The sequence below is a fragment of the Acinetobacter sp. 251-1 genome (genome assembly GCF_030329305.1).
GTDB classification, from domain to species: Bacteria; Pseudomonadota; Gammaproteobacteria; order Pseudomonadales; family Moraxellaceae; genus Acinetobacter; species Acinetobacter piscicola_A.
Genome location: NZ_JACANS010000003.1, coordinates 25,959 through 49,879, shown reverse-complemented (window position 1 = coordinate 49,879; position 23,921 = coordinate 25,959). Strand labels below are relative to the sequence as shown.

28 protein-coding genes and 1 pseudogene are annotated in these 23,921 nt (G+C 38.0%); 21 read left to right on the top strand and 8 right to left on the bottom strand.

Going from position 1 to position 23,921, the window contains the following annotated elements:
• Window positions 1–11: 11 nt before the first annotated feature.
• The gene (locus HX129_RS02820; protein WP_286433697.1) at window positions 12–785 is read right to left on the bottom strand and encodes an SDR family oxidoreductase; all 774 of its coding nucleotides are present in this window, start codon (window positions 783–785) and stop codon (window positions 12–14) included.
• Between the two features lie 114 nt (window positions 786–899).
• Between HX129_RS02820 and mazG the strand changes: the two genes are divergently transcribed.
• From mazG to yjgA, 9 genes are all read left to right on the top strand, one after another.
• On the top strand, window positions 900–1,700 hold the full coding sequence (gene mazG / locus HX129_RS02815) for a nucleoside triphosphate pyrophosphohydrolase (protein ID WP_286433698.1): 801 nt from the start codon (window positions 900–902) through the stop codon (window positions 1,698–1,700).
• The gene (locus HX129_RS02810) at window positions 1,672–2,112 is read left to right on the top strand and encodes a ComEA family DNA-binding protein (RefSeq protein ID WP_502872625.1); all 441 of its coding nucleotides are present in this window, start codon (window positions 1,672–1,674) and stop codon (window positions 2,110–2,112) included. Before mazG ends, HX129_RS02810 begins: the two co-directional genes overlap by 29 nt.
• A 151-nt stretch (window positions 2,113–2,263) precedes the next feature.
• Entirely contained in the window at window positions 2,264–3,718 is a 1,455-nt protein-coding gene (pcnB, locus tag HX129_RS02805) for a polynucleotide adenylyltransferase PcnB (protein WP_130072022.1), read from the top strand.
• Entirely contained in the window at window positions 3,715–4,203 is a 489-nt protein-coding gene (folK, locus tag HX129_RS02800) for a 2-amino-4-hydroxy-6-hydroxymethyldihydropteridine diphosphokinase (RefSeq protein ID WP_130072021.1), read from the top strand. Before pcnB ends, folK begins: the two co-directional genes overlap by 4 nt.
• A 43-nt stretch (window positions 4,204–4,246) precedes the next feature.
• Window positions 4,247–5,056, top strand: coding sequence for a 3-methyl-2-oxobutanoate hydroxymethyltransferase (gene panB / locus HX129_RS02795; RefSeq protein WP_286433699.1), 810 nt, complete (start codon window positions 4,247–4,249; stop codon window positions 5,054–5,056).
• Between the two features lie 2 nt (window positions 5,057–5,058).
• Window positions 5,059–5,904, top strand: coding sequence for a pantoate--beta-alanine ligase (gene panC, locus HX129_RS02790; RefSeq protein WP_286433701.1), 846 nt, complete (start codon window positions 5,059–5,061; stop codon window positions 5,902–5,904).
• A gap of 25 nt (window positions 5,905–5,929) precedes the next feature.
• Window positions 5,930–6,781 (top strand): RNase adapter RapZ, encoded by an 852-nt coding sequence (rapZ, locus tag HX129_RS02785; protein ID WP_286433702.1) that lies wholly within the window; start codon window positions 5,930–5,932, stop codon window positions 6,779–6,781.
• The gene (locus HX129_RS02780) at window positions 6,778–7,047 is read left to right on the top strand and encodes an HPr family phosphocarrier protein (RefSeq protein WP_130072017.1); all 270 of its coding nucleotides are present in this window, start codon (window positions 6,778–6,780) and stop codon (window positions 7,045–7,047) included. The genes rapZ and HX129_RS02780 overlap by 4 nt, the downstream gene beginning before the upstream one ends.
• Before the next feature lie 2 nt (window positions 7,048–7,049).
• Complete coding sequence (gene yjgA / locus HX129_RS02775) at window positions 7,050–7,595, top strand: ribosome biogenesis factor YjgA (RefSeq protein ID WP_130072016.1); 546 nt, start codon at window positions 7,050–7,052, stop codon at window positions 7,593–7,595.
• Window positions 7,596–7,768: 173 nt separating this feature from the next.
• Here yjgA and HX129_RS02770 read toward each other — a convergent pair whose 3' ends face one another.
• Window positions 7,769–9,415, bottom strand: a complete 1,647-nt coding sequence (locus tag HX129_RS02770) for an acyl-CoA synthetase (protein WP_286433703.1) — start codon at window positions 9,413–9,415, stop codon at window positions 7,769–7,771.
• 208 nt (window positions 9,416–9,623) lie between these two features.
• Complete coding sequence (locus tag HX129_RS02765) at window positions 9,624–10,712, bottom strand: hypothetical protein (RefSeq protein ID WP_180045059.1); 1,089 nt, start codon at window positions 10,710–10,712, stop codon at window positions 9,624–9,626.
• 279 nt (window positions 10,713–10,991) lie between these two features.
• Between HX129_RS02765 and thrS the strand changes: the two genes are divergently transcribed.
• Window positions 10,992–12,914 (top strand): threonine--tRNA ligase, encoded by a 1,923-nt coding sequence (gene thrS, locus HX129_RS02760; protein ID WP_130072013.1) that lies wholly within the window; start codon window positions 10,992–10,994, stop codon window positions 12,912–12,914.
• A 5-nt stretch (window positions 12,915–12,919) separates the two neighbouring features.
• Entirely contained in the window at window positions 12,920–13,471 is a 552-nt protein-coding gene (infC, locus tag HX129_RS02755; protein WP_130072012.1) for a translation initiation factor IF-3, read from the top strand.
• A gap of 60 nt (window positions 13,472–13,531) precedes the next feature.
• Here the strand turns inward: infC and HX129_RS02750 are convergent, their stop codons facing one another.
• Window positions 13,532–14,005, bottom strand: a complete 474-nt coding sequence (locus tag HX129_RS02750) for an Hsp20 family protein (RefSeq protein WP_130072011.1) — start codon at window positions 14,003–14,005, stop codon at window positions 13,532–13,534.
• A 288-nt stretch (window positions 14,006–14,293) separates the two neighbouring features.
• Between HX129_RS02750 and HX129_RS02745 the strand changes: the two genes are divergently transcribed.
• The 3 genes from HX129_RS02745 to HX129_RS02735 all read left to right on the top strand — a co-directional run bounded on the left by HX129_RS02745 (window position 14,294) and on the right by HX129_RS02735 (window position 15,713).
• Window positions 14,294–14,911 (top strand): glutathione S-transferase N-terminal domain-containing protein, encoded by a 618-nt coding sequence (locus HX129_RS02745; RefSeq protein ID WP_130072010.1) that lies wholly within the window; start codon window positions 14,294–14,296, stop codon window positions 14,909–14,911.
• Window positions 14,912–15,044: 133 nt separating this feature from the next.
• Window positions 15,045–15,260 (top strand): hypothetical protein, encoded by a 216-nt coding sequence (locus tag HX129_RS02740; protein ID WP_353620003.1) that lies wholly within the window; start codon window positions 15,045–15,047, stop codon window positions 15,258–15,260.
• Between the two features lie 27 nt (window positions 15,261–15,287).
• A complete protein-coding gene (locus HX129_RS02735) occupies window positions 15,288–15,713 on the top strand; it encodes a YqaA family protein (protein WP_130072008.1) in 426 nt (141 codons plus the stop codon).
• 4 nt (window positions 15,714–15,717) lie between these two features.
• On the opposite strand, the gene HX129_RS02730 is transcribed toward HX129_RS02735, so the two are convergent.
• Both HX129_RS02730 and HX129_RS02725 read right to left on the bottom strand, forming a co-directional pair.
• Window positions 15,718–16,443, bottom strand: coding sequence for an energy transducer TonB (locus HX129_RS02730; protein WP_286433707.1), 726 nt, complete (start codon window positions 16,441–16,443; stop codon window positions 15,718–15,720).
• A gap of 98 nt (window positions 16,444–16,541) precedes the next feature.
• A complete protein-coding gene (locus HX129_RS02725) occupies window positions 16,542–17,804 on the bottom strand; it encodes an MFS transporter (protein WP_130072006.1) in 1,263 nt (420 codons plus the stop codon).
• 233 nt (window positions 17,805–18,037) lie between these two features.
• Here HX129_RS02725 and rpmI point away from each other — a divergent pair, with 233 nt between their 5' ends.
• On the top strand, window positions 18,038–18,232 hold the full coding sequence (gene rpmI, locus HX129_RS02720) for a 50S ribosomal protein L35 (RefSeq protein ID WP_002054552.1): 195 nt from the start codon (window positions 18,038–18,040) through the stop codon (window positions 18,230–18,232).
• A gap of 11 nt (window positions 18,233–18,243) precedes the next feature.
• Window positions 18,244–18,603, top strand: coding sequence for a 50S ribosomal protein L20 (gene rplT / locus HX129_RS02715; protein ID WP_120401613.1), 360 nt, complete (start codon window positions 18,244–18,246; stop codon window positions 18,601–18,603).
• A gap of 56 nt (window positions 18,604–18,659) precedes the next feature.
• Here the strand turns inward: rplT and HX129_RS02710 are convergent, their stop codons facing one another.
• Complete coding sequence (locus tag HX129_RS02710) at window positions 18,660–19,823, bottom strand: hypothetical protein (protein WP_286433710.1); 1,164 nt, start codon at window positions 19,821–19,823, stop codon at window positions 18,660–18,662.
• A 55-nt stretch (window positions 19,824–19,878) separates the two neighbouring features.
• Between HX129_RS02710 and HX129_RS02705 the strand changes: the two are divergent.
• The 4 genes and pseudogenes from HX129_RS02705 (at window position 19,879) to ybiA (ending at window position 21,641) form a co-directional block, all read left to right on the top strand.
• Window positions 19,879–20,260, top strand: a pseudogene (locus HX129_RS02705) (hypothetical protein).
• Window positions 20,261–20,355: 95 nt separating this feature from the next.
• Window positions 20,356–20,553: a hypothetical protein gene (locus HX129_RS02700; RefSeq protein ID WP_130072003.1), complete on the top strand. Its 198-nt coding sequence runs from the start codon at window positions 20,356–20,358 to the stop codon at window positions 20,551–20,553.
• 121 nt (window positions 20,554–20,674) lie between these two features.
• Complete coding sequence (locus HX129_RS02695) at window positions 20,675–21,007, top strand: GNAT family N-acetyltransferase (protein WP_286433712.1); 333 nt, start codon at window positions 20,675–20,677, stop codon at window positions 21,005–21,007.
• A gap of 85 nt (window positions 21,008–21,092) precedes the next feature.
• Window positions 21,093–21,641, top strand: a complete 549-nt coding sequence (gene ybiA / locus HX129_RS02690; protein WP_130072002.1) for a riboflavin biosynthesis intermediates N-glycosidase — start codon at window positions 21,093–21,095, stop codon at window positions 21,639–21,641.
• A gap of 42 nt (window positions 21,642–21,683) precedes the next feature.
• Here ybiA and HX129_RS02685 read toward each other — a convergent pair whose 3' ends face one another.
• A complete protein-coding gene (locus HX129_RS02685; protein WP_286433716.1) occupies window positions 21,684–22,697 on the bottom strand; it encodes a hypothetical protein in 1,014 nt (337 codons plus the stop codon).
• A gap of 170 nt (window positions 22,698–22,867) precedes the next feature.
• Between HX129_RS02685 and pheS the strand changes: the two genes are divergently transcribed.
• On the top strand, window positions 22,868–23,848 hold the full coding sequence (gene pheS, locus HX129_RS02680) for a phenylalanine--tRNA ligase subunit alpha (protein WP_130072000.1): 981 nt from the start codon (window positions 22,868–22,870) through the stop codon (window positions 23,846–23,848).
• The last annotated feature ends 73 nt before the right edge of the window (window positions 23,849–23,921 follow it).

The following is a 23,921-nucleotide window of genomic DNA, read 5'->3' as shown; positions in this document are numbered from 1 at the left end:
TATATTCATTTTTATTTTCGACTTAATAACATGTTACTTAGGCGATTGATAATTTGTGGGCTGATATTTGAAAGTTGATACATGGCTTTGGTTTTAAAACCAATTGGATGATGTGTTGGTGTGAGCATGTTACCTTTGCAATTTACTAAGCTTAACACTTCATCAGCAATATCTTGTGGTTTTAAACTCACACCAATATTGTGAATGGTGCCTGCATCCATATCCTTTACCATTGTGGTTTGTACAAACAGTGGCATGACATCTAAGACTCGAATGCCATATTTTTGCCACTCAATATCTAAGCCTTCAGTGATGCCACGTACGGCAAATTTACTGGCTGAATAGGAAATCAGGTCGGCTTGACCATAAATTGCAGAGGCTGAAGATAGGTTGATAATACGTGCAAAATTTGCTTGTTTTAAAAAAGGCAATGCAGCATGGCAGCCATTTAGAACACCTTTAACATTAATGTCAATGGTGCGATGATGGGCTTGAATTTCGGTTTTTTCAAATGCGCCAGAGTATAAAATGCCTGCATTATTGACTAAAACATTGAGCTGACCTGCCCAAGTGCTAAACTCGTCTAAGGCATGTTGCCATTGTATATAATCGCTGACATCAAGTTTTCCAGCTTTGGCGTTATTGCCGAGTTGTTGTGCAAGCTGTTGTGCTAAAGTTTCGTTGATATCATAAATGCCCACTTTATAGCCTTGTTGATAAAAAGTTCGAGCAATCGCAGCACCAATGCCTTGTGCTGCACCACTAATAAAAATACTTTGCTGCATGTGGCTATCCTTTTTGTTTTAAAATATTGATCTTAGTTCAGTTGAACATAAAATACTTTTAGCTGACAAGCCTGCGTAGTCATCGATTTTATTGTGTTATCTATAGGACGTTTTATGGAAAAGTTACTCAACATCATGCAACAGTTGCGTCAAGAATGCCCTTGGGATCGTGAACAAACGCCAGAATCTTTAACACAATATGCCATCGAAGAAGCGTATGAAGTTGAGTCCGCAGTACGCTCAGGTCATGCCAATGATGTATGTGATGAGTTGGGGGACTTGTTATTGCAAGTCGTTTTTCAAGCGCAAATGTACAGTGAGCAAGGGGCATTTGACTTTAATGATGTGGTTGAGGCAATTTGTCAAAAATTGATTCGCCGTCATCCACATGTTTTTGAGAAAGATAAATTTAATGATTTAAATGCAGAAGAAGTTTCACAGCTTTGGCAGCAAATTAAACAGCAAGAAAAGCAAGGTAAAACACAGTCGCGTTTGGATGAGGTGAAACATGCGCCAGCTTTGATTCAAGCGGAAAATATTCAAAAAAATGTTGCAAAGATTGGTTTTGACTTTTCTGATGCAGCAGAAGCTTATGGCAAAGTGAAAGAAGAGTTGGCTGAGTTAGAGGCAGCAGTTGCCGCTAAAAAATCCGACGAAATAATGGATGAATTTGGTGATTGTTTGTTCTCATTAATCAATGTTGGGCGTAAACTAGGGATCTCAAGTGAAATGGCGTTATTGAGTACCATTCACAAGTTTAAAAAACGTTTTGCTTTTATAGAAGATCAAGTATTACAACAAAATAAAAGATTAGAGCAGATGAGTTTAGCGCAATTAGATCAGCTATGGGAGCAAGCCAAATTACATTTAAAACAACAGGCTGCGTATGAAAAACAATCAGGAATATCCATTTAAAAATGCTTTTTTGTTTTTAGCATTATTTTTCAGTATGTGTGTGTTGCCTCATACGCATGCTGAAAAATTTGACCAAAATTATTTGCAATGGAAAGCTAAACAACAAGCACGTGATGAGCAACTTAAAAGGCAAGACCCTAATTATTATTTAGGAAAGCCAACGGTGAGTAATAATCAAACATCGAAGCAAGCAAACAGTGCTGGCGCTGCTGTATCGGGGGCAAAAATTAATATTAATACAGCCAATGTTCAGCAATTACAGCAATTAAATGGGGTAGGTGAAAAGAAAGCCCAAGCCATTTTGGAATATAGACAACAAAATGGAAAATTTAAAAATATTGATGAGCTGCAAAATATCAAAGGAATTGGTCCCAAATTGCTAGAAAAGAATCGTACGATGATTGTTTTATAAGAAAAAATATGTGGTTGAACTGTGTGCAGTATGTATTCGACAATAGATTATTTCGGGCAAGATTGAGAGAATCAAATTGCCCTTTGATTGTGTTAGAGATATTATTAGCATAATTATTATTTTTACGTCCTGACGTAGGAGACAGCGTCTTTTGCAAACTTTGCGTGCGTCAAAGTGTGGATTATCCACCGCTCAATTACCTTCTTCCATTTTAGATGTTATTGATTCTTTAACAAAAGCGGGCTATGAAGCTTATATCGTCGGTGGCGGCGTTCGTGATCTGATGTTGGGACAAAGTCCAAAAGATTACGATGCTGTGACCAATGCAACACCATCCCAAGTTAAAGAAGTCTTTGGACGTCGTTGTCGTATTATTGGTCGCCGTTTTGAATTGGCACATGTCTATTCAGGGCGTGAGTTGATTGAAGTTGCGACTTTCCGTGCACCACCGAAAAAAGCCATCACCTCTGCCGCAGGGATGATTTTACGCGACAATAATTGGGGCACGATCGAGCAAGATTTTGCTCGCCGAGATTTTTCGATCAATGCTTTATATTATCAACCACGTAAAGGTATCGTGCTTGATTTTTGTGATGCAGTCGAGGATATAAACAGTAAAACCTTACGTTTATTGGGTGATCCTGCACAGCGTTTTGAAGAAGACCCTGTGCGGATGTTGCGTACTTTACGTTTTGCAGCCAAGCTCAATTTTAATATTGACCAGACGATTTTAGATATATTCACCCCTGAAATGACTCAGCTTTTGCGCGATGTATCACCCCATCGTTTATATGATGAGTCACAAAAATTATTCACCATGGGGCATCTCAATCGTGTTATGCCGATGTTGATCGAGTTTGGTATTTGGCAACAGCTATTTGCCGATTTAAACCCTGAAGTCACTCCATTTATGGAACGTGCTGCAAAAAATACCGATCAGCGTATCCAAATTGGTAAAACCATAAATCCTGCATTTTTCTATGCGGTGTTGTTATGGGAAAACTTCCTGCAACGTTGTGATGTGTACCAAGCCAAAGGTATTGTTGCAGCAGAAGCACGTGCGCAAGCAGGTTTAGATGTACTAAAACGCCAAGCGACACGTACTATTATTCCTCGTTTTGCGGAAACGTTTATTCGTGAAGTGTGGGAAATGCAAACGCGTTTGTTGAATCCGAAGCCACAGCAAATTGAAGCATTATCAGGGCATGCACGTTTTAGAGCGGGTTTTGACTTTTTGTTATTGCGTGAAAAGGCAGGCGATACAGCAACACAAGGCATGGGCAGTTGGTGGGAAGCCTATCAAAATATGTCTTTGGATGAGAAAGAACGTGCGATCAGCAGTTACAATCGTCAACGTGCTAAAAACCGTCGTAAAGCCACAACAGATGAGTCTGTAGAAAGCAAAGTTTCAACGCAAATTGAGCCTTTGGTAAAAGAAGTTGAAACACGCAATCGTCGTAGTCGTAAAGCACGTGTTGAGGAGAAAAAACCTGTAACACAAGCCACTTCTCATCAAGCGGATACGATTCATCCTGATCATCCAATCTTAAAACGTAAACGTGTACAACGTGATTTGACGCAAGTGATTTTTGGACCAACACAATGAGTGTGCTGACGTATATTGGTTTAGGCAGTAACCTCGGTGACTCACAGCAAATTTTACAAGAAGCGGTGCAAAAGCTTGCGACTATTGGGCAAGTGAAAGTCTCGAAATTGTACCAAAGTCCACCGATGGGACCGCAAGATCAGCCGAATTATCATAATGCTGTTGCACAATTGGTGACGGATTTAGCGCCTTTGGCATTGTTAGATGCTTTACAGCGCTTTGAAAATGAATCAGGGCGCGTGCGTTTACGCCGTTGGGGGGAACGCACTTTAGATTTAGATCTTTTGCTTTATGCTGAAAAAAACATTATAAATGAGCGGCTCACTGTGCCACATATTGGTATTTTAGAGCGCGATTTTGTAGTGATTCCTTTGTTGGATTTAGATCCTGATCTCAAAGTGAATGGGCAAGCTTTAAAAAACTCAGAACTGCTACAACATTCAACTTTAACTGTTTTAGCTGATACAGATTGGGCAAACATTTAAGCCTGTTGAACGCTAAGGAACTCTGAATGAGAGGATTATCATCATGATTAGTCTAAGTGATTTACGCAAATTTAAAACGCAAGGACGTAAATTTTCATGCTTAACTTGCTATGATGCAAGCATGGCAAAAGCAATGCAAATTGCTGAGATTGATAGTATTTTAATCGGTGATTCTTTAGGTATGACCATTCAAGGGCATGATTCAACTTTGCCTGTCACTGTTGCAGATATGGCTTATCATACTGCTGTGGTACGCCGTGGTAATCAGCATTCTTTTATCATGTGTGATTTACCTTTTATGAGTTATGCAACGCTTAATGATGCGTTGGTCAACTCAAAAACAGTGATGCAAGCTGGCGCACAAATGGTCAAAATCGAAGGTGGTGCGTGGTTAGCTGAAACTGTGCGAACTTTGACGCGCAATGGTATTCCTGTCTGTGTGCATTTAGGTTTAACACCACAGTCTGTACATGTGTTTGGTGGCTATAAATTACAAGCAAAAACCCGTGCAGCAGCAGATCAGCTTATTGCAGATTGTAAAGCGGTGGTTGCGGCAGGCGCAGCAATTTTATTGCTTGAATGTGTGCCTGCACAGTTGGGGCAAGAAATTTCTGAATTATTCCCTGAAGTTCCTGTCATCGGCATTGGTGCAGGTAAAGAAACGGATGGACAAGTGTTGGTGGTACAAGACATGTTAGGTTTAACCTTTGGTCGTGTAGCACGATTTGTCCGTAATTTTATGAAAGAACAAGCAGGGGAAACCGCAATTTTGGATGCTTTTAAAGCTTACCATGCTGCTGTACAAGATCAATCGTTCCCTGCAGCTGAACATACTTTCCAAGTCGAGCTATAAACATGAAAACTGAAACTACCATACAAGGATTATCTGCATCGTTAAGTCCTGCTCGATCAGCACGTAAAATCATAGGTTTTATCCCCACGATGGGGAATTTGCATGAGGGGCATTTGAACCTTGTGCGTGCTGCACGAAAATTGTGTGATGTAGTGGTGGTCAGTATTTTTGTGAACCCGATTCAGTTTGGTCCAAATGAAGATTTTGATAATTATCCTCGCACCTTAGAGCACGACAGTCATCTTTTGGCTGAAGTTGGATGTGATATTGTATTTGCACCTTCTGTAGAGCAAATGTATGGCAAACAACCGCGTTTGACCAATATCAGCGTGAGTGACATTACCAATGACTTATGCGGTTTACAACGTCCGGGACATTTTGATGGTGTTGCCGTTGTTGTGACTAAACTGTTTAATATTGTGCAACCTAATTTTGCATTTTTTGGGCAAAAAGATTATCAGCAATTAGCAGTGATTAAGCAGTTAGTTCAAGATTTAAGTATGCCAATAGAAGTCATTGCTGTGCCTATTGCGCGTGCAGAAGATGGTTTGGCATTAAGTTCTCGTAATGGTTATTTATCTGAGCAAGATCGTGCAACTGCACCGACCATTTATGCAACTTTGCAAGCAGCTGAAAAGCAACTGCATGATGGGCTTGAATTAGATGTTGTGTTAACGAATATTCGTCAAACACTCACTGAGGCAGGTTTTGAAGTAGATTACGTGGAAGCACGTACGCCAACGTTGCAAAAAATTGGTCAATTTGATCAAGATATAGTATTGTTTGTTGCTGCAAAATTAGGAAAAACCCGTTTGATTGATAACTTACAGGTTAAACATTCTACTTAAAACAATAAATTAGGGTCGCCATGCCATGAAGCGTATACTTATCGTGACAGGACAATCTGGATCAGGAAAATCCTCTGCATTGCAGGTTTTAGAAGATTTGGGCTATTACTGTATTGATAATTTACCTTTGGCATTGCTGCCTGAAATTGTAGAAAAATTAGACAAAGAAAACAATCTAGAGCAATTGGCTCTAGGGGTTGATGTCCGTAGTACACGTGCTGATTTACAAGGTTTCGACCATGTTTTTCAAATGCTACAAAAGCATGGTGAAGTCGATGTGATTTATCTTACGACACGTGATCAAGAGCTGATTTCACGATTTAGTGCATCACGTAGACCACATCCCTTGTCTACACGTTTTAAAAGTTTAAATGAGTGTATTCAAGAAGAAAAAAATTTATTACTGCCAATTCAATTACGTGCCACAGTGCATATAGATACATCAGATAAAAGCGTACACGATTTAAAAGATATATTATTGTCCAAGTTGGGGCATTCAGATAAACTGATTTTGATTTTACAGTCATTTGGTTATAAATACGGTATTCCTTTAGATGCCGACTTTGTTTTTGATGTCCGCCATTTGCCTAATCCGCATTGGGATTTAGAGCTGCGAAAATTTTCAGGTTTGGATGAACCTGTGAAAGTTTTTTTAGAAGAAAGTCCACAAGCCAATGACATGTATAACGATATTTACCAATTTTTAAATAAGTGGTTGCCTGCATTTGCGGAAGGACATCGACATTATATTACGGTGTCTATTGGTTGTACGGGTGGACAGCACCGTTCGGTTTATATCGTTGATCGGTTGAAAACAGCGTTACAGTCGAAATGGACGATTCAAGTATTACATAGAGAAATGAAGCACTGGTCATGATTGACACAACTGTTGACGTAATTAATAAATTAGGGTTACATGCGCGAGCATCTGGAAAACTCATTGAAGTGACGACCAAATTTCGTTCATCGATTCAGATTGGTAAAGATGATAAATTGGTTGATGCAAAGAATATCCTTTCTTTACTTATGCTTGGTGCAGGTAAGGGAACCACTTTACGTCTAGTGATTGACGGTGCAGATGAAGAAAAAGCTTTGTCTGAAGTTCAAGCACTATTCGCAGCTAAATTTTACGAGGCAGAATAATCGTGGCACGTCGTCCGCAACGTTTTACTGAAGACGATTTTGAGTCTTTAGAAGGACGTGCAAGTAAATCAGAACAGAAAAGAGCTGTACAACGTATGGCTGCTTTGGGTGAGCAATTGGCTGAATTGTCGAAAAAACAAATCGAAGCCTTGCCTGTTGAAGAACGTTTGATCGAAGCTTTGCTTGATGTGCAATTAATCACATCATTTGAAGCACGCCGCCGTCAATTTCAGCGTATTGGTAAATTATTGCGTAATGAAGATGAAGCAATGATTTTATCTTACTTGACTCCGAAACAAGGTGCAAAAAAACTTGCACAATTGGATCGTTGGGTTGAACGTATGATTGAGCAGCGTGATCCTGCCATTAAAGAATTTTGTAAATCTTATAATGCCGCAGAAAGTCATTCATTGCGTCAACATGTGCTTCGTATTCATCGTGATAAGTCATTGCAAGCAACTGAAGAAGAGTTAGCTGAATCTAAACAGAAGTTTTTAAACTATGTTCAACAAGTGGCGCTATTGTCTGAACAAGGTCGAGCAAAGTAATTTGATTTACTTAAGTTTGATGATAAAAAACGACCTTTTGTAGGTCGTTTTTTACTGTTTGGGCTATCCATACTTGTTTGAGATTATCAGAATTCACATTGATCCATCATTTTTATGCGTTTATTTTGGCTCTGCCTAACCCTCTCCTGAAAAGGAGAGGATTGTTTACAGGATTAGCTAAACTCACCTACAGAACGCTCTTTTGCCCAATCACGTAAGATAAATTTTTGTAATTTACCTGTAGAGGTTTTTGGAATTTCACCAATCACTACATCTTTTGGCACTTTAAAACGAGCTAAATGCTGCTTACAGAACTCGATCACTTCTTCTGGTGTGGTTTGTGCACCTTGTTTCAACTCAATAAAGGCACATGGTACTTCTTGCCAACGTGGATCAGGTTTTGCCACTACAGCAGCCGTCATGATGGCTGGATGGGTATAAAGGACTTCTTCCACTTCTAACGATGAAATATTCTCACCTCCTGAAATGATGATGTCTTTGGAACGATCCATAATCTTGGCATAACCATCAGGTTGGCAAACTGCGAGGTCACCTGTATGGAACCATCCCCCTTTAAAGGCTTCTTCTGTTGCTTGTGGATTTTTTAAATAGCCTTTCATCACAATATTGCCACGGAACATAATTTCGCCCATGGTGGTACCATCGTTAGGCACAGGTTGCATGGTGTCAGGGTCAAGCACACGCATACCATCTTGCAATGGATAAGGTACGCCTTGACGCGAATGTAGCTGTGCTTGCTCACTGATTGAAAGCTCACTCCAACCTGCTTGTGAGGCACATAGTGCAGATGGACCATAGGTTTCAGTTAAACCATACACATGGTTCACTTGTACCCCAATATGATGCATGCCTTCAATGATTGCCGCAGGTGGGGCAGCGCCTGCCACCATCACTTCAACACGATGATTAAATTTGATTTGCTTATCTTTTGGTGTGTTAATGAGCATCGACAGTACAATTGGTGCGCCACAAAAATAATCGACTTTGTATTGATCAATCAATTTATAAATCAATTCTGGGTCGATTTTACGCAAACAAATATTGGTACCGCCATTTGCCGCTACTGTCCACGCAAAACACCAACCATTGCAGTGAAAGAGGGGTAATGTCCATAAATATTTACAACGTGGGGTCATGCCGCAGGCAATGATATTACTTGCTGCATTAATATAAGCACCACGATGATGATAAACCACACCTTTCGGATTGCCTGTCGTACCTGAGGTGTAGTTTAAACTGATGGCATCCCATTCATCTTGTGGTAGATGCCATTCAAAATTTTCGTCACCTGCTTTGAGCCAGTCCTCATATTCGACCTGACCGATACGTGGAGTGGTATCATTGGCTTCGTATTCTGCATCTGCCACGTCAATGATATAGATTTCCTGATCTATGAGTCCGATTGCTTCTTGTGCAAGTGCTGCAAATTCAGGATCAACCAAAAGGACTTTGGTTTCAGCATGTTCAAGCATGAAGGCAATGGTCTTTGCATCTAGACGAGTATTTAAGGTGTTGAGTACTGCACCTGCCATAGGAACTGCAAAGTGTGCCTCAATCATTGCTGGAATATTAGGTAATAATACCGAAACAGTATCATTCTTTTGAATGCCTAAATTTTGTAATTGATGCGCAAACTGACGGCAACGTGTATACGTTTCACGCCAAGAAATATGTCGTGCACCATGTACGATCGCATCCTGATGTGGATAGATGTACGCAGCACGCTCTAAATAGCGTAAAGGTGATAATGCGACAAAGTTCGCAGGTGTGCGTGGTAATTCATCGTATGCACTGATCATATTTTTTAACTCCATTTCATATTTGTTTTAATTTCCATGTCTAAAAGATATGCATATCTTGATTATAAATCATTTATTCTTTAGTCGAGTATTTGTCTAAATTTACATTTTATTTTTAACATGACTATTTAAAATAAAGTGACTACTACACCTTAAAAATAACATTAAAAAACCGCCGTAATGGCGGTTTTTTAAAAACAAAGTTCTATCAAAGCACTTTGTTTAATGCATTTGCCAATGTCATCATGGCTGTTTTATTAAAGTAAGTTTCAGACATATCCACATTTTTTTCTGATGGATCCATTTGCATTTTAATTAAATCTCCAGCAGGGAAATAGGCTGCTGAATAGATCTTACCGTTTAATCTTACAGCTGTGTAGTTTTGAGTAAATGGATATCCTATTCCTGTCGAACTACTCACTGGATAAGCAACTTGATATCCTGCAAATTGGTCTGTTTTCCAAACATAACCTTTAGGGATTTTTGTATTTGCTATAAATTCTTCTATTGTTTTGTAATTGGTTAAGTTACTGTCATTAAATGTAATATTGGGAGCATTTAAAATTGTTTGATCAATGTAGCCAATTTTTGATCCCGCAGGAAATTTAGTTTGATCTAATAATAGTGAATTTAGTAATTTTTTATCATGATATTTGAGAAAGTTTACAATATTAGAGCTGATATATCGTTGAGCATTTCCTGAATTAGGGTAATCATAATACTTAAATAAATCAGCAACTGTTTTACCTGAAATATCAATTTGTATCGCATGGGATTTAACTTGAGTTTCGGCTTGAATTGTACATTCATCACTAAATTGATTTAATACAGTTGAATTTCCATTTTGAGAAATGACATAACCGAGTGGAAAACCACTACTCGTCAGCGTTTGTTTGAAACTCGTGTCTAATTTTGAGGGTGTTAGACGATATTGATCTATATAATCAGTACTGATGGATGTAGGTGAGTTTTTAAGAAAGTGAGTTAAGTTTTGATAGATGACACCATTGTGGAGTGTATTTGAATAAAAAACGAGATTACTTTCTCTTTCTAATGAAAAAATTTCTTCACTAAAGAAACCTGAACCCGTTGTCTTTAAATTCTTAGGAATACCATTGACACATTCAATATTTGTTGGGGTAGTGGGTGTAGTTGGATTGGTCGGTGTTGTGGGATGGGTTGGATTAGTGGCAGCAGAATTTCCATCATTAGAACTTCCACCTCCACATGCACTCAATGCCATAGATATAACAACACTTGTACTTATAAGTTTAATTTTCTTGTTGAGCTTTTTCATCATTTGCCTTTTTTAGTCTTAGATGGAGATTTGAAACTCTAGTTTTTCTTTAAAGTGATAAACATATCACTGTATTTTTATTTTTAGTCATTTGTTTCAAAAAAAATAGACCAACGCGTTATATCTGCGTTAAGAGGTTTATCAATCATCATTTAAGGTGTAAAATTATCCGCACTTTTTATTTGTTCCACCGATTTTATCTTTTGAGCTTCGCTCGATCATAATCTCGCGGTGATATGCTCTATTGTACGGGGCATCACTCCTTAAGGATTTTTTCTTATGCCTATTATCACATTGCCAAATGGCGATCAAAAAACTTTTGACCAAGCCGTTTCTGTCATGGAAGTTGCACAAAGTATTGGACCTGGACTTGCTAAAAATACAGTCGCAGGTAAAGTCAATGGTCGTTTAGTGGATGCAAGTGATTTCATTACCGAAGATGCCACACTTGAAATTATTACACCTAAAAATCCAGAAGGTGTAGAAATCATTCGTCACTCATGTGCGCACTTGGTGGGACATGCGGTAAAACAACTTTTCCCAGAAGCCAAAATGGTGATTGGCCCTGTGATTGAAGATGGTTTTTATTATGACATCTTTAGTTCAAAGCCATTTACACCAGAAGATATGGCTGCCATCGAAGCACGCATGAAAAAGCTGATCGATGAAGATTATGATGTCATTAAAAAAATGACCCCTCGTGCAGAGGTTATCAAAATCTTTACTGAGCGTGGTGAAGATTATAAATTACGATTAATTGATGATATGCCTGACGAAACTCAAATGGGCTTGTACTATCATCAAGAATACGTTGACATGTGTCGTGGTCCACACGTGCCCAATACTAAGTTTTTAAAATCATTCAAGCTCACTAAAATGTCAGGTGCATACTGGCGTGGTGATGCGAAGAATGAACAGCTTCAGCGTATTTATGGTACAGCTTGGGCGGACAAAAAAGAATTAGCTGCTTACATCAAGCGTATTGAAGAAGCTGAAAAACGTGACCATCGTAAAATTGGGAAAGCTTTAGACTTGTTCCATATGCAAGAAGAAGCGCCTGGTATGGTGTTCTGGCATGCCAATGGTTGGACGATTTACCAAGTACTTGAACAGTACATGCGTAAAATTCAACAAGACAATGGTTATCAAGAAATTAAAACGCCGCAAATTGTAGACTTTACACTTTGGGAAAAATCGGGTCACGCTGCTAACTATGCTGAAAACATGTTTACGACGCATTCAGAAAGTCGTAACTATGCTGTAAAACCAATGAACTGCCCATGTCATGTGCAAGTTTTCAACCAAGGTTTGAAATCTTACCGTGATCTTCCAATTCGTTTGGCAGAGTTCGGTTCATGTCACCGTAACGAACCATCAGGTTCATTACACGGCATTATGCGTGTACGTGGCTTTACCCAAGATGATGCACATATCTTCTGTACCACTGAACAAATTGGTAAAGAAGTTGCAGACTTTATTAAACTTACTTTAGATGTGTATAAAGACTTCGGCTTTGAAGAAGTTCAAATGAAATTGTCTACTCGTCCTGAAAAACGTGTAGGTGCAGATGAGCTTTGGGATGTTGCAGAAAAATCTTTAGCAGATGCTTTAGACGAAGCAGGTCTAGATTGGGAGGAACAGCCAGGTGAGGGTGCCTTCTATGGTCCTAAGATTGAATTTTCATTGAAAGACTGCTTAGGTCGGATCTGGCAATGCGGTACAATTCAGTGTGACTTTAACTTGCCGTTACGTTTAGATGCCTCATATGTAACAGAAGATAACGATCGTGACCATCCTGTGATGTTACACCGTGCAATTCTTGGCAGTTTTGAACGTTTTATTGGTATACTTATTGAACACTACGCAGGCTTTATGCCACCATGGTTGGCACCAGTCCAAGCATGTGTGATGAATATTACCGATTCTCAAGCAGCAGCATGTGAAAATGTAGTTGCAAAACTCAAAGAAAATGGCATTCGAGCGATTTCAGACTTGAGAAATGAGAAAATCGGCTTTAAGATTCGTGAGCGTACATTAGAGCGTATTCCATACTTATTGGTACTTGGGGACCGTGAAGTGGAAGAAGGTACGGTTAATGTTCGTACCCGTTCTGGAAAAAATTTAGGGACTATGTCAATTGATGCATTTGTTGACTTAGTGAAAGCAGCCGTTGCCGAACGTGGCCGGTATATTGTGGAGTAAGAAAGATTAAACAGCCTGACCGTAACCAACAACAAGGTGCTAAAAGCAATCGTCCTGCATTAAACGACGAGATTAAGGCAAAAGAAGTCCGTCTCGTTGCTGCAGATGGAGAACAAAAAGGCATTGTGACGCTTGCAGAAGCGTTGCGTGCTGCTGAAGACGCAGATCTTGACCTTGTTGAGATTGTGGCAAATGCAGAACCGCCTGTTTGTAAAATCATGGACTTTAACAAGCATTTATTTGATTTAAAGCAAAAGCAAAAAGATGCTAAGAAGAAACAGCATCAAGTGCAAGTTAAAGAAATCAAATTGCGTCCTGGTACAGATGTTGGTGATTACAACGTTAAGTTGCGTGCTATTCTGAAATTCCTTGAAGAAGGCAACAAAGTCAAAATTACTCTACGTTTCCGTGGTCGTGAAATGGCTCACCAACAGTTAGGTTTGGCTCAATTACAAAAAATTGAGGCTGATGTGGCTGAAAGTGGTGTTGTTGAACAAGCACCAAAAATGGAAGGTCGTCAAATGGGTATGTTACTTGGTCCTAAAAAGAAAAAGTAATCATCCAATGATCAAAAAAGCCCTGCTCGAATAGCAGGGCTTTTTTGATTTAAAGCATAATTACTCAATACTTACAGTTTTGTCTGTAGATTCAGGCTGATCAAGTAAAAGTTTTTTCTTACCAATTGGGATTTCGCGTGGAAGTTTTTCTTCTGGTATGATTCGTTCCAAGTCAATGATCAATAAACCATTCTCATAATCAGCTTGTTGAACTTCAATATGTTCATCTAAGCGTAAAGACAATTTAAAGGCACGACGCGCGATTCCTTTATGCAGATATTCAGTTGTTTCTTTCTGAACAGCCTCAGGTTTACCTGAAATGGTAAGTAACTGATTTTCTAGACTCAGTCCTAATTCCTCTAGGCTAAAACCTGCGGTAGCCACCACAATGCGATAACGGTTTTCACCAGATTTCTCTATGTTATATGGAGGGTAGTTGGGTGCATCACTTTGCATGGCGTAGTCAATAAAATCATTTAAACGGTCAAATCCAATGCTACGACGAAATAAAGGATGAAGATTTAGATTACTCATGATTAGAACCTCCTGAGGTCAGCAAAGTTTTAAAAATAAGAAGATAAAATTAAACCTGCCATGTATAAACATCGACAGAATGTTAAAAATCGTCATTTCTAACACAATAATTAATATGTGTTTGAGTTTAAAAAATTCAAGTAAAATATCTATTTTTTTAAATAAACTTTTTATATATATGATAATTATAGGAAATTATTTTTAATTTGCAAAACTTGTTGTTTCTTTTTAAATCTATTAAGGTGTGTAAAGAGCCACCATCTACGGTGTATGGAGAATAATTTTAAAATGATTGATCTTTATTATTGGGGAACACCCAATGGACATAAAATAACCATTGCACTTGAGGAAATGGGCTTAGATTATCAAATTTTTCCAATTAATATTTTGGAAAATGATCAATTTCAACCTGATTTTTTACGTATTTCGCCAAATAATAAAATTCCTGCGATTGTTGATCAAAATGGACCAAATGGTGAGGCGATTTCAGTTTTTGAATCAGGTGCAATTTTACAATATTTAGGTCGTAAAACAGGATTATATTATCCTGAAAACGAACAGGATCGTGTTGAAGTAGAGCAATGGTTGATGTGGCAAATGGGCGGGTTTGGTCCAATGTTAGGACAGAACCATCATTTTAGTCGTTTTGCTAAAGAGCAAGTGCCTTATGCTATAGATCGTTTTGTGAGTGAAACGCAACGCTTATATTCAGTTTTAAACAAGCAATTAATTGGGCAAAAATTTGTCGCAGGAGAATATTCAATTGCTGATATGGCGATCTTACCTTGGATCTTACGTCATGAGTGGCAACAAATTAATTTAGATGATTATCCTTATGTGAAAGCGTATGTAGAACGTATGACGGCACGTCCCGCAGTACAGCGTGCATTATCGATCAAAGTCTAAAACCAGAATATGCTACACTGCTGAACCACCTGCTACGGTGGTTTTTTAATGTTGGATATGAACGATGAAAGCATTCTTTTTAAATCTCACCCTTATTTTAGAAAAAAATCCTAAAATTTATTGGTGCATAATTATGGGGATCGCCCTATGTTCAGTGTTGTATGTTGTGGAAGTGGTTCATATTCAAAATTTATTACCTGATGTGAAAGTGCAAGATAGATCGGCATTACGTGCCCTGATTGATCCGATTGCTCAGCGTTATTCTTGGGCGCGTATAGTGGTGATAATTGTGGCAATTATTGCTGCAAATGTTCAATATTTAAAAACTAAAAAATCACTAGGCTTATAGGTTAGATCATGGATCTTGATTGATTTTATGGCATATTTTTTACTGTTTTTATCTGCGTTTGGTGCAGCGACTTTACTTCCTTTACAGTCTGAAGCAGTGTTAGTTGGCTTATTAGCTCAAGAGAAATATTCAGTTTTTGGATTGGTTTTAATTGCATCTATAGGGAATATATTAGGTTCGTGTATAAATTGGTACTTGGGTTTAAAAATAGAGCAATTTAAACATAAAAAATGGTTTCCTGTAACTGAACAGAATATGTTAAAAGCCGAAAAGACTTATCAAAAATATGGGTTTTGGTCGTTATTTCTCAGTTGGATGCCGATTATTGGAGATCCAATTACTTTAATTGCTGGATTGCTGAAAGAAAGTTTTTGGCGATTTTTATTGATTGTCACGCTAGCAAAGACAGGCAGATATATTTTTATCTACCTGTTGTATATAGGATTATTTTAATTGCTTAATCATTTTCACAATCACTGCTATCGAGACGAATTTGATCTGTAGCAGTCATTTTAAAAAATGGAAACCATGATTTTTTAGATTGAACTGCGGTATTGGAGATGATTTGTTTGATTTGTTCATCGATATATCGATTACCAGAGCTTTCTATCTCTTTAATCTCTGGATGGGTTATCGTATTTTTTTTCATCGTGAATGATACGGAGATAGATGGACTGGTTTTAGTGAACAGATTTCTGTCTAAGTAGATAGATCGCAAAGTTTGTTCATATTTAAATGAGGTTTTTTCGCCTTTGTGTTGAGCATCATAAGCATTTGAATGAAGTTTTATTTTGCATTCAGGTGAAATACTACTTGGAGAGTTAGTATTCAGATTAATAGGTATTTCAGCAATGAATGAAGAGGCTTGACCATTCTCTATATACGGCTTAAATCTTGCACTTTTTAAGGATGAACTTATTTTTCGATCCAAACGATCTAAGCCTGTACTTTTGATGATTTCGACTTGAGTCACTTTGCCTATCTCATTTACATATAAATGTGCAAGCAATTGACGAGATTTACCTTTTAGATCAGTGTCTTCAAATTCAATATTTGGAGTTCTAAGCCAACTAATGCCGCTAGGTTGTACTTTAACCTCTTTGGGGCTGTTATTTAGATTGATATCGGCATAGGAATAGCCACATAAAATACTGCTCAGTAAAATCAAAGTTTTAATTTTCATAAAATAAATCTTAAATTGTAAAAATAATGAGAAAAATGGAGTATAAATCATCCATAAAAAAGGGCAAAATGAATATTTACCCTTTAAAATATATCTGTTTATTTTCTTAAATCATCATGACCTTGGGTAATATCGACTTTGAATAAGTCCTGTGTTTTTGCCCAACTGATCGCAACGACAACCATCGTCATACAACCACCAAAAACAGTAGCAGCAATCGTTCCCATATATTTGGCTGCAAGACCTGACTCAAAAGCACCCAGTTCATTACTGCTGGATACAAACATGCCATTTACCGCAGCAACACGACCACGCATATTTTCAGGTGGATACACTTGTAAAATAGTTTGACGTACGACGACTGAGATACTGTCACATGCACCCGTCATGGCTAAAGCAAAAAGAGAAAGCCAAAGTGTATTTGAAAATGCAAAAACAAGCGTGAATACACCAAAACCAGCGACTGCAAGTAACATATTGCGCCATGCATGATGTGTCGGTGGAAATTTAGTGAGGGCAATCATGGTGATAAGTGCACCAATAGACGGAGCAGCACGTAAATAACCTAAACCTTCAGGACCAACTTTTAAAATATCTTCAGCAAATATCGGGAGTAGAGCAATCACACCACCGAACAATACAGATACGAGATCAAGTGAAATCGCCCACAATACGATTTTAGTTTTCCAGATAAAACGGAAACCTTCACTTAAACTATCCCATAAATTATCTTTTTCCATCGTAGGAAAAATGCGCTTTTTAAGAAGTGAAATCAGGAAAAAGCAAATAAACAGTAAAACAGCAACCGATAATAAACTGGTTTCTCGTCCGAGCCATGCCAACATAAAACCACCGAGCATTGGACCGATAATGACGCCACTTTGCCAACCAATTGTTGTCCATGTTGCACCATTGGCATATAACTCACGTGGAATGAGAAATGGCTTTAGCGATGTTGCAGAGGGATTGTAAAAACCACGAATTGTACCTAATCCAAAAATAACGGCATAAATTCCCCATGATAATGTCTGAATCCCGATATGCCCATGATCATAGCTATGAAATAACCACCATAAAACCAGTGGAAGAGGAAAGGCGAAAAATAAACAAATTTTCATAATGATTTGTTTGTTGAATTTATCCGCGAAATAACCACCCCATAATGAAAGCGCGATGAAAGGAATTGCTTCAGCTAAACCAATTAAACCAAGTGTTAGGGGATCTTTGGTAATTTGATATAAAGAATAAGCAACAATAATTTCCTGAATCAAAATCGCTAAAGTTAAACAAAATTGGTTAATGGTGACGATAGAGAAATCTCGGTAGCGGAGCGCTGCGAATGCATCCTGTGCAGGGTTCATAATGTTCCAAAATTATCATGATGTGATGATTATAAGGAAATTTTTTTGAAGTATTTATTGTTTAGGTTAGAAATATCATTTTAAGCGTACATGCCATTGCATCTGTTTTAAAGTTAAATTTAAAAGTTATTGCTTTTGTTTTATACGCAGATGATTTAGAATATTGCCTCCCTTACCTGCAGGTTGTCTCGCAATGGTGCGAACATGCCGAACAGGTGTTTAAAGAGGTTGTTATGGCTAAGTTAAAAACTCGCCGTGGTGCAGCTAAGCGTTTCAAAGCGACTGCTAACGGTTTCAAGCGTAAACAAGCGTTCAAACGCCACATTTTGACCAAAAAATCTGCTAAACGTATTCGTCAATTGCGCGGTTGTGTCATGGTTCACGTAAGTGACATGAATTCAGTTCGTCGTATGTGCCCATACATCTAAGGAGATTATAAATGGCTCGTGTAAAACGTGGTGTACAGGCTCATCGCCGTCATAAAAAAATTCTTGCTCGTGCTAAAGGTTACTATGGCGCGCGTTCACGTGTTTATCGTGTAGCGTTCCAAGCGGTAATCAAAGCAGGTCAATACGCTTACCGTGACCGTCGTCAAAAGAAACGTCAATTCCGCGCTTTGTGGATTGCACGTATCAATGCGGGCGCACGTCAAAATGGTTTATCGTACAGCCGTATGATTTCTGGCTTGAAAAAAGCGCAAGTGATCATCGACCGTCGCGTACTTGCTGACATCGCTATGCATGACGCAGTTGCATTTGCTGCTTTAGCTGAAAAAGCGAAAGGTGCATTGGCTGCATAATCATCATTGATGATTGAAAAAGACCGCTATTTTGCGGTCTTTTTTATGGATTGATTTTATATTGATTGATCATCTTTTATTTTAAGGGCTTTGTATAATGCATAAAATAACGCAATGATAATAATGAAAATATTCCCCCAATGTACTGTGAAATATGCCAATGTCCATAGAGCACAATAACACCACAACATAAACCATAAAAACTTGATGAGTCCAACCCAGTGAAATGCAGACGGTGTTTCATCTAACGCGATATGTTCAGTGTTCGTTATATTTGAATCGTGAGCTGAATCATCTTGTGATTTTGCTATGATTGTGGGTGGTGTAATCAAGGGTGTAAATCGCTGTGTTTGTGAATTGAGTACAGCCTCTTGATGGTGATTAGCACTATGCTTTAACAAAATTGGGAAAAGCTCATCTAAGGTCTGGGATGCTTTTGAAAACTCTTTTCTTTCATTTTCAGACATATGCCAATATGCTGCATATTCATTTTTAGCATGAGATTCAACATGAAAAGCATGCGTGAGTGCGGCAGCATTGATGATTAAATTACTGGCATAATTGCGTTTTAAGCTAAAAGGTAATAAAGGAAACTGTTCTTGTTTTTGATAATAATTACCTTCATAACAATTACTTTCTGTTAATGGAACAGGAAAGGTTCCATAACGTTTGGAAATCTCAAAGGCGTAGATGGAGTTTTGATAATCATCATAAAAAGATTGCCATGAGAAAGCTTGTAGATCTGCTAAAATTTTGTCTGAATAATCATGAGATATATCCATTAAGACGTAGTTTTCAACACTGTCATGATAATTATTATAGTTTGATTGCTGTGGAAATCCATTTTCATCATATTCTTGCCAAAGTGGCTCTTCCTCAGCATAGATCAAAACTTTAAAGATTTGGTTTGGAAAATGACAGACAATACAAAAGTCATTTTCAGTGGTTTTTAGATCGAATATTTTAGATTCGGTAATATCTTCTAATACATCTGCAGCAAGATGTAAGCTGATTTTAAAAAGCCCTTGAGTTTTAAGATGATTGAGTAGATGTGAGCCTGAGCCAGCCAATAAAGTCCCTGTGTCTAGATCACGTAAAATCGGAAAATGAGTAAAAAGGAGTGGATGGCGATCTAAAATTTCGGAATCGACAGAGCCGCTCAAAAATTCATTGCCATAACTCACTAAAGCGACTTGGCGATAAGCCCTTTCCAAATACATGTGTTTTTTCCTGTTATTATGCTTTTTGATTGTGTAATAGCATGCGTAAAAAATAATGAGAAAACAATATCATTTCTGCCAAGTTGGTGAAGACACGCTGATTTGGGATGTACATCATCTCATTGAATTGATTTAAAATTTTCCTATTCAAAATATTGAGTTAGTAGATATTCAAGAACTCAGCGAAGCGTATTGGCATCCCAGATACACATCCAACGACACAACAAATCATTGAGCATATTCAATTGATTCAAGATGCCAATCTAAGTTATCCCATTATTTTATGTGCAGATAGACGAGTGATGGATGGTATGCATCGAGTCGCAAAAGCTCAATTATTGAATCAAAAAATGATTCAAGCGGTACAGTTTAAAGAAACACCACCGCCAGACTTTATGAATATCAATGAAGATGATCTCGAATATGATGAAGATTAAAACTGCTCAAGATATACACAATATCAACAGGAATATTCTAGTTGTTTAAAGTTGAATCAAATACATTAGAACGATAATAAAATCAGGAGCTTCATATGCTTGTTGCAATTCAAGGTTTAGATCAAGGGACAATAGATGTTAACTTAGATGTCTTACCGAGAGAAGGTGAATATTTAAAAATAGTTTATGGGGCAGATGCAGAAGTTGAAGGCGAAGTTGCTTCAATTAATCATTATATTAATCAACATGCAGATGAGCATAAAATTACCATCGTGTTAAAACCAATTAACTAATTGATAAAAATTAGATGATTAAAAGTAGCTTTTTTGCTACTTTTTTCATGTTGCAACACTTGATGAGGCTGAACAGATTGCACAAGATCATGTACATAGTTGGCATGAGACCTATACAGGCATGATTAGACAAGAAGTTTTAGATAGTCGAAGTGCAGAGGGGTGTAAGCAACTTTGGCAAAAGTTAATTGTTGATCAACAGCATCGAATTACGGTGTATGAGAAAGATGATGTCATTTTCGGTTTTTTAGATGGTTATTTAAATCCTGAGCAAACGATAGCAGAAATTCATGCATTTTATTTGTTGAAAAGAATCCATGGGCAAGGTATTGGTCGTGCTATGTTTGAGCAGTTCTATCAATCTTTACAGCCAGATCAATATTCTATTTTACGATTAGGTGTTTTGAATAAAAATTTAAGCCGCTATTTTTATGAAAAAATGGGTGGTATTTAGGTAGATGAACAAACGATTCCTGAGTATGGTGAGGGAATTTCAGAAGTTTTTTATCAGTGGAATCTTCTCAAGAGTGGATAATAATATGTCAGATCAACGCTATTTAACAGATTTACAAGAAGACCTTAGAAAGGGAAAAAACTTTAAATATCTTTGCTTTTGGGGGCATACGCCCAAGCAACAAGATCTTGTGGATAAAAGCTGTTTTAGCCAATGGTATCCTGCGGCTTTTCAGGTCGATGGAATCGAATATAAAACGGCTGAACATTTTATGATGGCGCAAAAAGCGCGGTTGTTTGCGGACGAAGAGATTTTTCAAAACATTATTCAGGCAAATCATCCTAATGAAGCCAAAGCTTTGGGACGAAAAGTCAAAAATTATCAGGAAGATGTATGGCTAAAGCATCGTTTTGATATTGTGGTGCAAGGTAATTTAGCGAAGTTTTCGCAAAATGCGGAATTGAAAAAGTATTTATTGGACACAGGAAATCGTGTGTTGGTCGAAGCATCGCCTGTCGATAAAATTTGGGGCATTGGTTTAGCTGCGGATGATAAAAATGCTGAAAAACCATTGCAATGGAAAGGTTTAAATCTGTTAGGTTTTGCATTGATGGAAGTGAGGAAGCAACTTTAATGCTGCTTGCTCACAAGGTTTGATTTTATTGAAAATGCAAATTTACAAGCCAAAATAATATGCTGCGATACAAATCAAAATAGTCATGACAATTAAAGTCATAACTCCTGATTTACCAACTTTGGACTCCGAATTTTGACTAAAACGTTGCTGTTTATTTTCAGTGCCTGTTGCCTCAAACGGTGATGGTGCTTGTTTCGGCGTTAAACGTGCTGATTGATAATGGTTGGCAACTTTGGTAATAAATTTGCTGTATAAATTATCAAGTTTCTGTGAAAAATGACGTAAATTCATTCGCTCTTCTGGACTCATTTCTTGTTCTAAATCATTTGAAGAATATTGCATTTTATTTTGAATAAAAGTCGATAAAGCTTCTAAGCGATGTAACGTTTCATGTGCATAATCTGCTGAGTAGGCACTTGGAAATAAGGCAAGATTGTTGGTATTTTCTTGAGCAGACTGAGCTTTACTCAAACCTAAATAAGGGAGTGTTACTGTACTTGGTTCAATAAAACCTTGTGCATATTTACTATTAAAGAGCTCGTTGTCCGTGTACACCTGAATATCATCCCAATTCGGCTGTGCTAAATCTTGCTCAATGGGTTTATTATATTTTGTGCTGAGTTCAAAACGCCAAAATGTTTCCTGACGGGTACTATTGTGTTGGGCTGTCGGCACTTCATAATCATTGTCCGCAGTGTACCATTCAGCCAATTCTTTACCTAAAATCCAAGCTGTATGCTGTTGCTTATGATGACTAATAATAAAGTGTGGCGTTGCTAAGAGCTCTACATTCGCATTTGGATTTTTTTCGTCATTGAGTAGGCTTGAGCTATGTAAGCTAAGGCGATAAACCCCTTGTCTTTTTAAGCCTTCTAGCCATATTTGAAAATGTTGTGCCAATAAATGTTGATTGAGTAAATCTCGAAAATACAGACGGTGTTGATTAAAAATAGCGTGATTGACCCATTGATTAAAGCTTAAATCTTGGGACAAAAATTCGTTGCCATAAGTGACAAGCGTGAGTTGTTGCTTCCAAATTGGGTCAAGTGCCATGTGTTCTTGATCTCGGTGACATCATTCTTATGAAATTCTGATTATCTTATACTTTTTATACTTAAAAATACTAATTTGATTTTCCTGTTTATGAAGCTTCATCCATCTGCATAAAAACTGTTAGAATATGCAGTTATATTATTTTCTAAATTGTTGCTTTGAGAGTTACTATGTCACTGGAAGCCCTGACCACTGAAGCGCTCGCTGCGATTGCAGCAGCTCAAGACCTTGCTACACTCGACCAAGTGCGAGTGCAATTTACAGGGAAAAAAAGCCAGCTTGCGGAACAATCTAAGTCGTTGGGTAAAATGGATCCCGAAGAGCGTAAAGCTTTTGGTGCGCAAATTCATGCGGTACGTGAAGCAATCAACGCTGCCTTAACTGAGCGTCAAGCAGCATTACAAAAAGCAGCACTAGAACAAAAGCTTGCAAGTGAAACGATTGATATTACTTTGCCAGGTCGTGGGCAAACTATTGGTAGCATTCATCCTGTGACGCAAGTTCAAGAGCGTATTTGTCAATTCTTTACTAAAGCTGGATTTACGGTTGCGACGGGTCCTGAAGTAGAAGATGACTACCATAACTTTGAAGCATTAAACATTCCGGGACATCATCCTGCGCGTGCGATGCATGATACGTTCTATTTTGATGCGACACATTTGCTACGTACACACACATCAGGTGTACAAATTCGTACTATGGAAACGCAACAACCACCGATTCGTATCGTTTGCCCGGGTCGTGTTTATCGTTGTGACTCGGATCAAACTCATTCACCGATGTTTCATCAAATCGAAGGTTTATACGTTGCAGAAAATACCAGCTTTGCTGAACTAAAAGGTTTATTGGTGAATCTTTTAAATGAATTCTTTGAAAAAGATTTAAAAGTACGTTTCCGCCCTTCTTATTTCCCATTTACAGAGCCAAGTGCTGAAGTAGATATTATGGATGAACGTGGCAAATGGCTTGAAGTTTTAGGTTGCGGTATGGTGCATCCAAATGTACTACAAGCTGCGGGCATTGATCCTGAGAAATATAAAGGTTTTGCTTTTGGTTTAGGGGTAGAGCGTTTTGCGATGTTACGTTATGGCATCAATGACTTACGTATGTTCTATCAAAATGATGTGCGTTTCTTACGCCAATTTGCTTAACAAATTTATACCTCTCCCTAACCTCTCCTGAAAGGAGAGGGGTGTTCTTTAACATGAGATGAAGGGGCCTTCG

What these genes read in the sequence shown, in the direction of transcription:
- HX129_RS02820 (WP_286433697.1), bottom strand. Translation starts at nt 785, where the DNA reads ATGCAGCAAAGTATTTTTATTAGTGGTGCAGCACAAGGCATTGGTGCT.
- mazG (WP_286433698.1), top strand. Translation starts at nt 900, where the DNA reads ATGGAAAAGTTACTCAACATCATGCAACAGTTGCGTCAAGAATGCCCT.
- HX129_RS02810 (WP_502872625.1), top strand. Translation starts at nt 1,672, where the DNA reads ATGAAAAACAATCAGGAATATCCATTTAAAAATGCTTTTTTGTTTTTA.
- folK (WP_130072021.1), top strand. Translation starts at nt 3,715, where the DNA reads ATGAGTGTGCTGACGTATATTGGTTTAGGCAGTAACCTCGGTGACTCA.
- panB (WP_286433699.1), top strand. Translation starts at nt 4,247, where the DNA reads ATGATTAGTCTAAGTGATTTACGCAAATTTAAAACGCAAGGACGTAAA.
- panC (WP_286433701.1), top strand. Translation starts at nt 5,059, where the DNA reads ATGAAAACTGAAACTACCATACAAGGATTATCTGCATCGTTAAGTCCT.
- rapZ (WP_286433702.1), top strand. Translation starts at nt 5,930, where the DNA reads ATGAAGCGTATACTTATCGTGACAGGACAATCTGGATCAGGAAAATCC.
- HX129_RS02780 (WP_130072017.1), top strand. Translation starts at nt 6,778, where the DNA reads ATGATTGACACAACTGTTGACGTAATTAATAAATTAGGGTTACATGCG.
- HX129_RS02770 (WP_286433703.1), bottom strand. Translation starts at nt 9,415, where the DNA reads ATGATCAGTGCATACGATGAATTACCACGCACACCTGCGAACTTTGTC.
- HX129_RS02765 (WP_180045059.1), bottom strand. Translation starts at nt 10,712, where the DNA reads ATGAAAAAGCTCAACAAGAAAATTAAACTTATAAGTACAAGTGTTGTT.
- thrS (WP_130072013.1), top strand. Translation starts at nt 10,992, where the DNA reads ATGCCTATTATCACATTGCCAAATGGCGATCAAAAAACTTTTGACCAA.
- HX129_RS02750 (WP_130072011.1), bottom strand. Translation starts at nt 14,005, where the DNA reads ATGAGTAATCTAAATCTTCATCCTTTATTTCGTCGTAGCATTGGATTT.
- HX129_RS02745 (WP_130072010.1), top strand. Translation starts at nt 14,294, where the DNA reads ATGATTGATCTTTATTATTGGGGAACACCCAATGGACATAAAATAACC.
- HX129_RS02740 (WP_353620003.1), top strand. Translation starts at nt 15,045, where the DNA reads ATGGGGATCGCCCTATGTTCAGTGTTGTATGTTGTGGAAGTGGTTCAT.
- HX129_RS02735 (WP_130072008.1), top strand. Translation starts at nt 15,288, where the DNA reads ATGGCATATTTTTTACTGTTTTTATCTGCGTTTGGTGCAGCGACTTTA.
- HX129_RS02730 (WP_286433707.1), bottom strand. Translation starts at nt 16,443, where the DNA reads ATGAAAATTAAAACTTTGATTTTACTGAGCAGTATTTTATGTGGCTAT.
- HX129_RS02725 (WP_130072006.1), bottom strand. Translation starts at nt 17,804, where the DNA reads ATGAACCCTGCACAGGATGCATTCGCAGCGCTCCGCTACCGAGATTTC.
- rpmI (WP_002054552.1), top strand. Translation starts at nt 18,038, where the DNA reads ATGGCTAAGTTAAAAACTCGCCGTGGTGCAGCTAAGCGTTTCAAAGCG.
- rplT (WP_120401613.1), top strand. Translation starts at nt 18,244, where the DNA reads ATGGCTCGTGTAAAACGTGGTGTACAGGCTCATCGCCGTCATAAAAAA.
- HX129_RS02710 (WP_286433710.1), bottom strand. Translation starts at nt 19,823, where the DNA reads ATGTATTTGGAAAGGGCTTATCGCCAAGTCGCTTTAGTGAGTTATGGC.
- HX129_RS02700 (WP_130072003.1), top strand. Translation starts at nt 20,356, where the DNA reads ATGCTTGTTGCAATTCAAGGTTTAGATCAAGGGACAATAGATGTTAAC.
- HX129_RS02695 (WP_286433712.1), top strand. Translation starts at nt 20,675, where the DNA reads ATGATTAGACAAGAAGTTTTAGATAGTCGAAGTGCAGAGGGGTGTAAG.
- ybiA (WP_130072002.1), top strand. Translation starts at nt 21,093, where the DNA reads ATGTCAGATCAACGCTATTTAACAGATTTACAAGAAGACCTTAGAAAG.
- HX129_RS02685 (WP_286433716.1), bottom strand. Translation starts at nt 22,697, where the DNA reads ATGGCACTTGACCCAATTTGGAAGCAACAACTCACGCTTGTCACTTAT.
- pheS (WP_130072000.1), top strand. Translation starts at nt 22,868, where the DNA reads ATGTCACTGGAAGCCCTGACCACTGAAGCGCTCGCTGCGATTGCAGCA.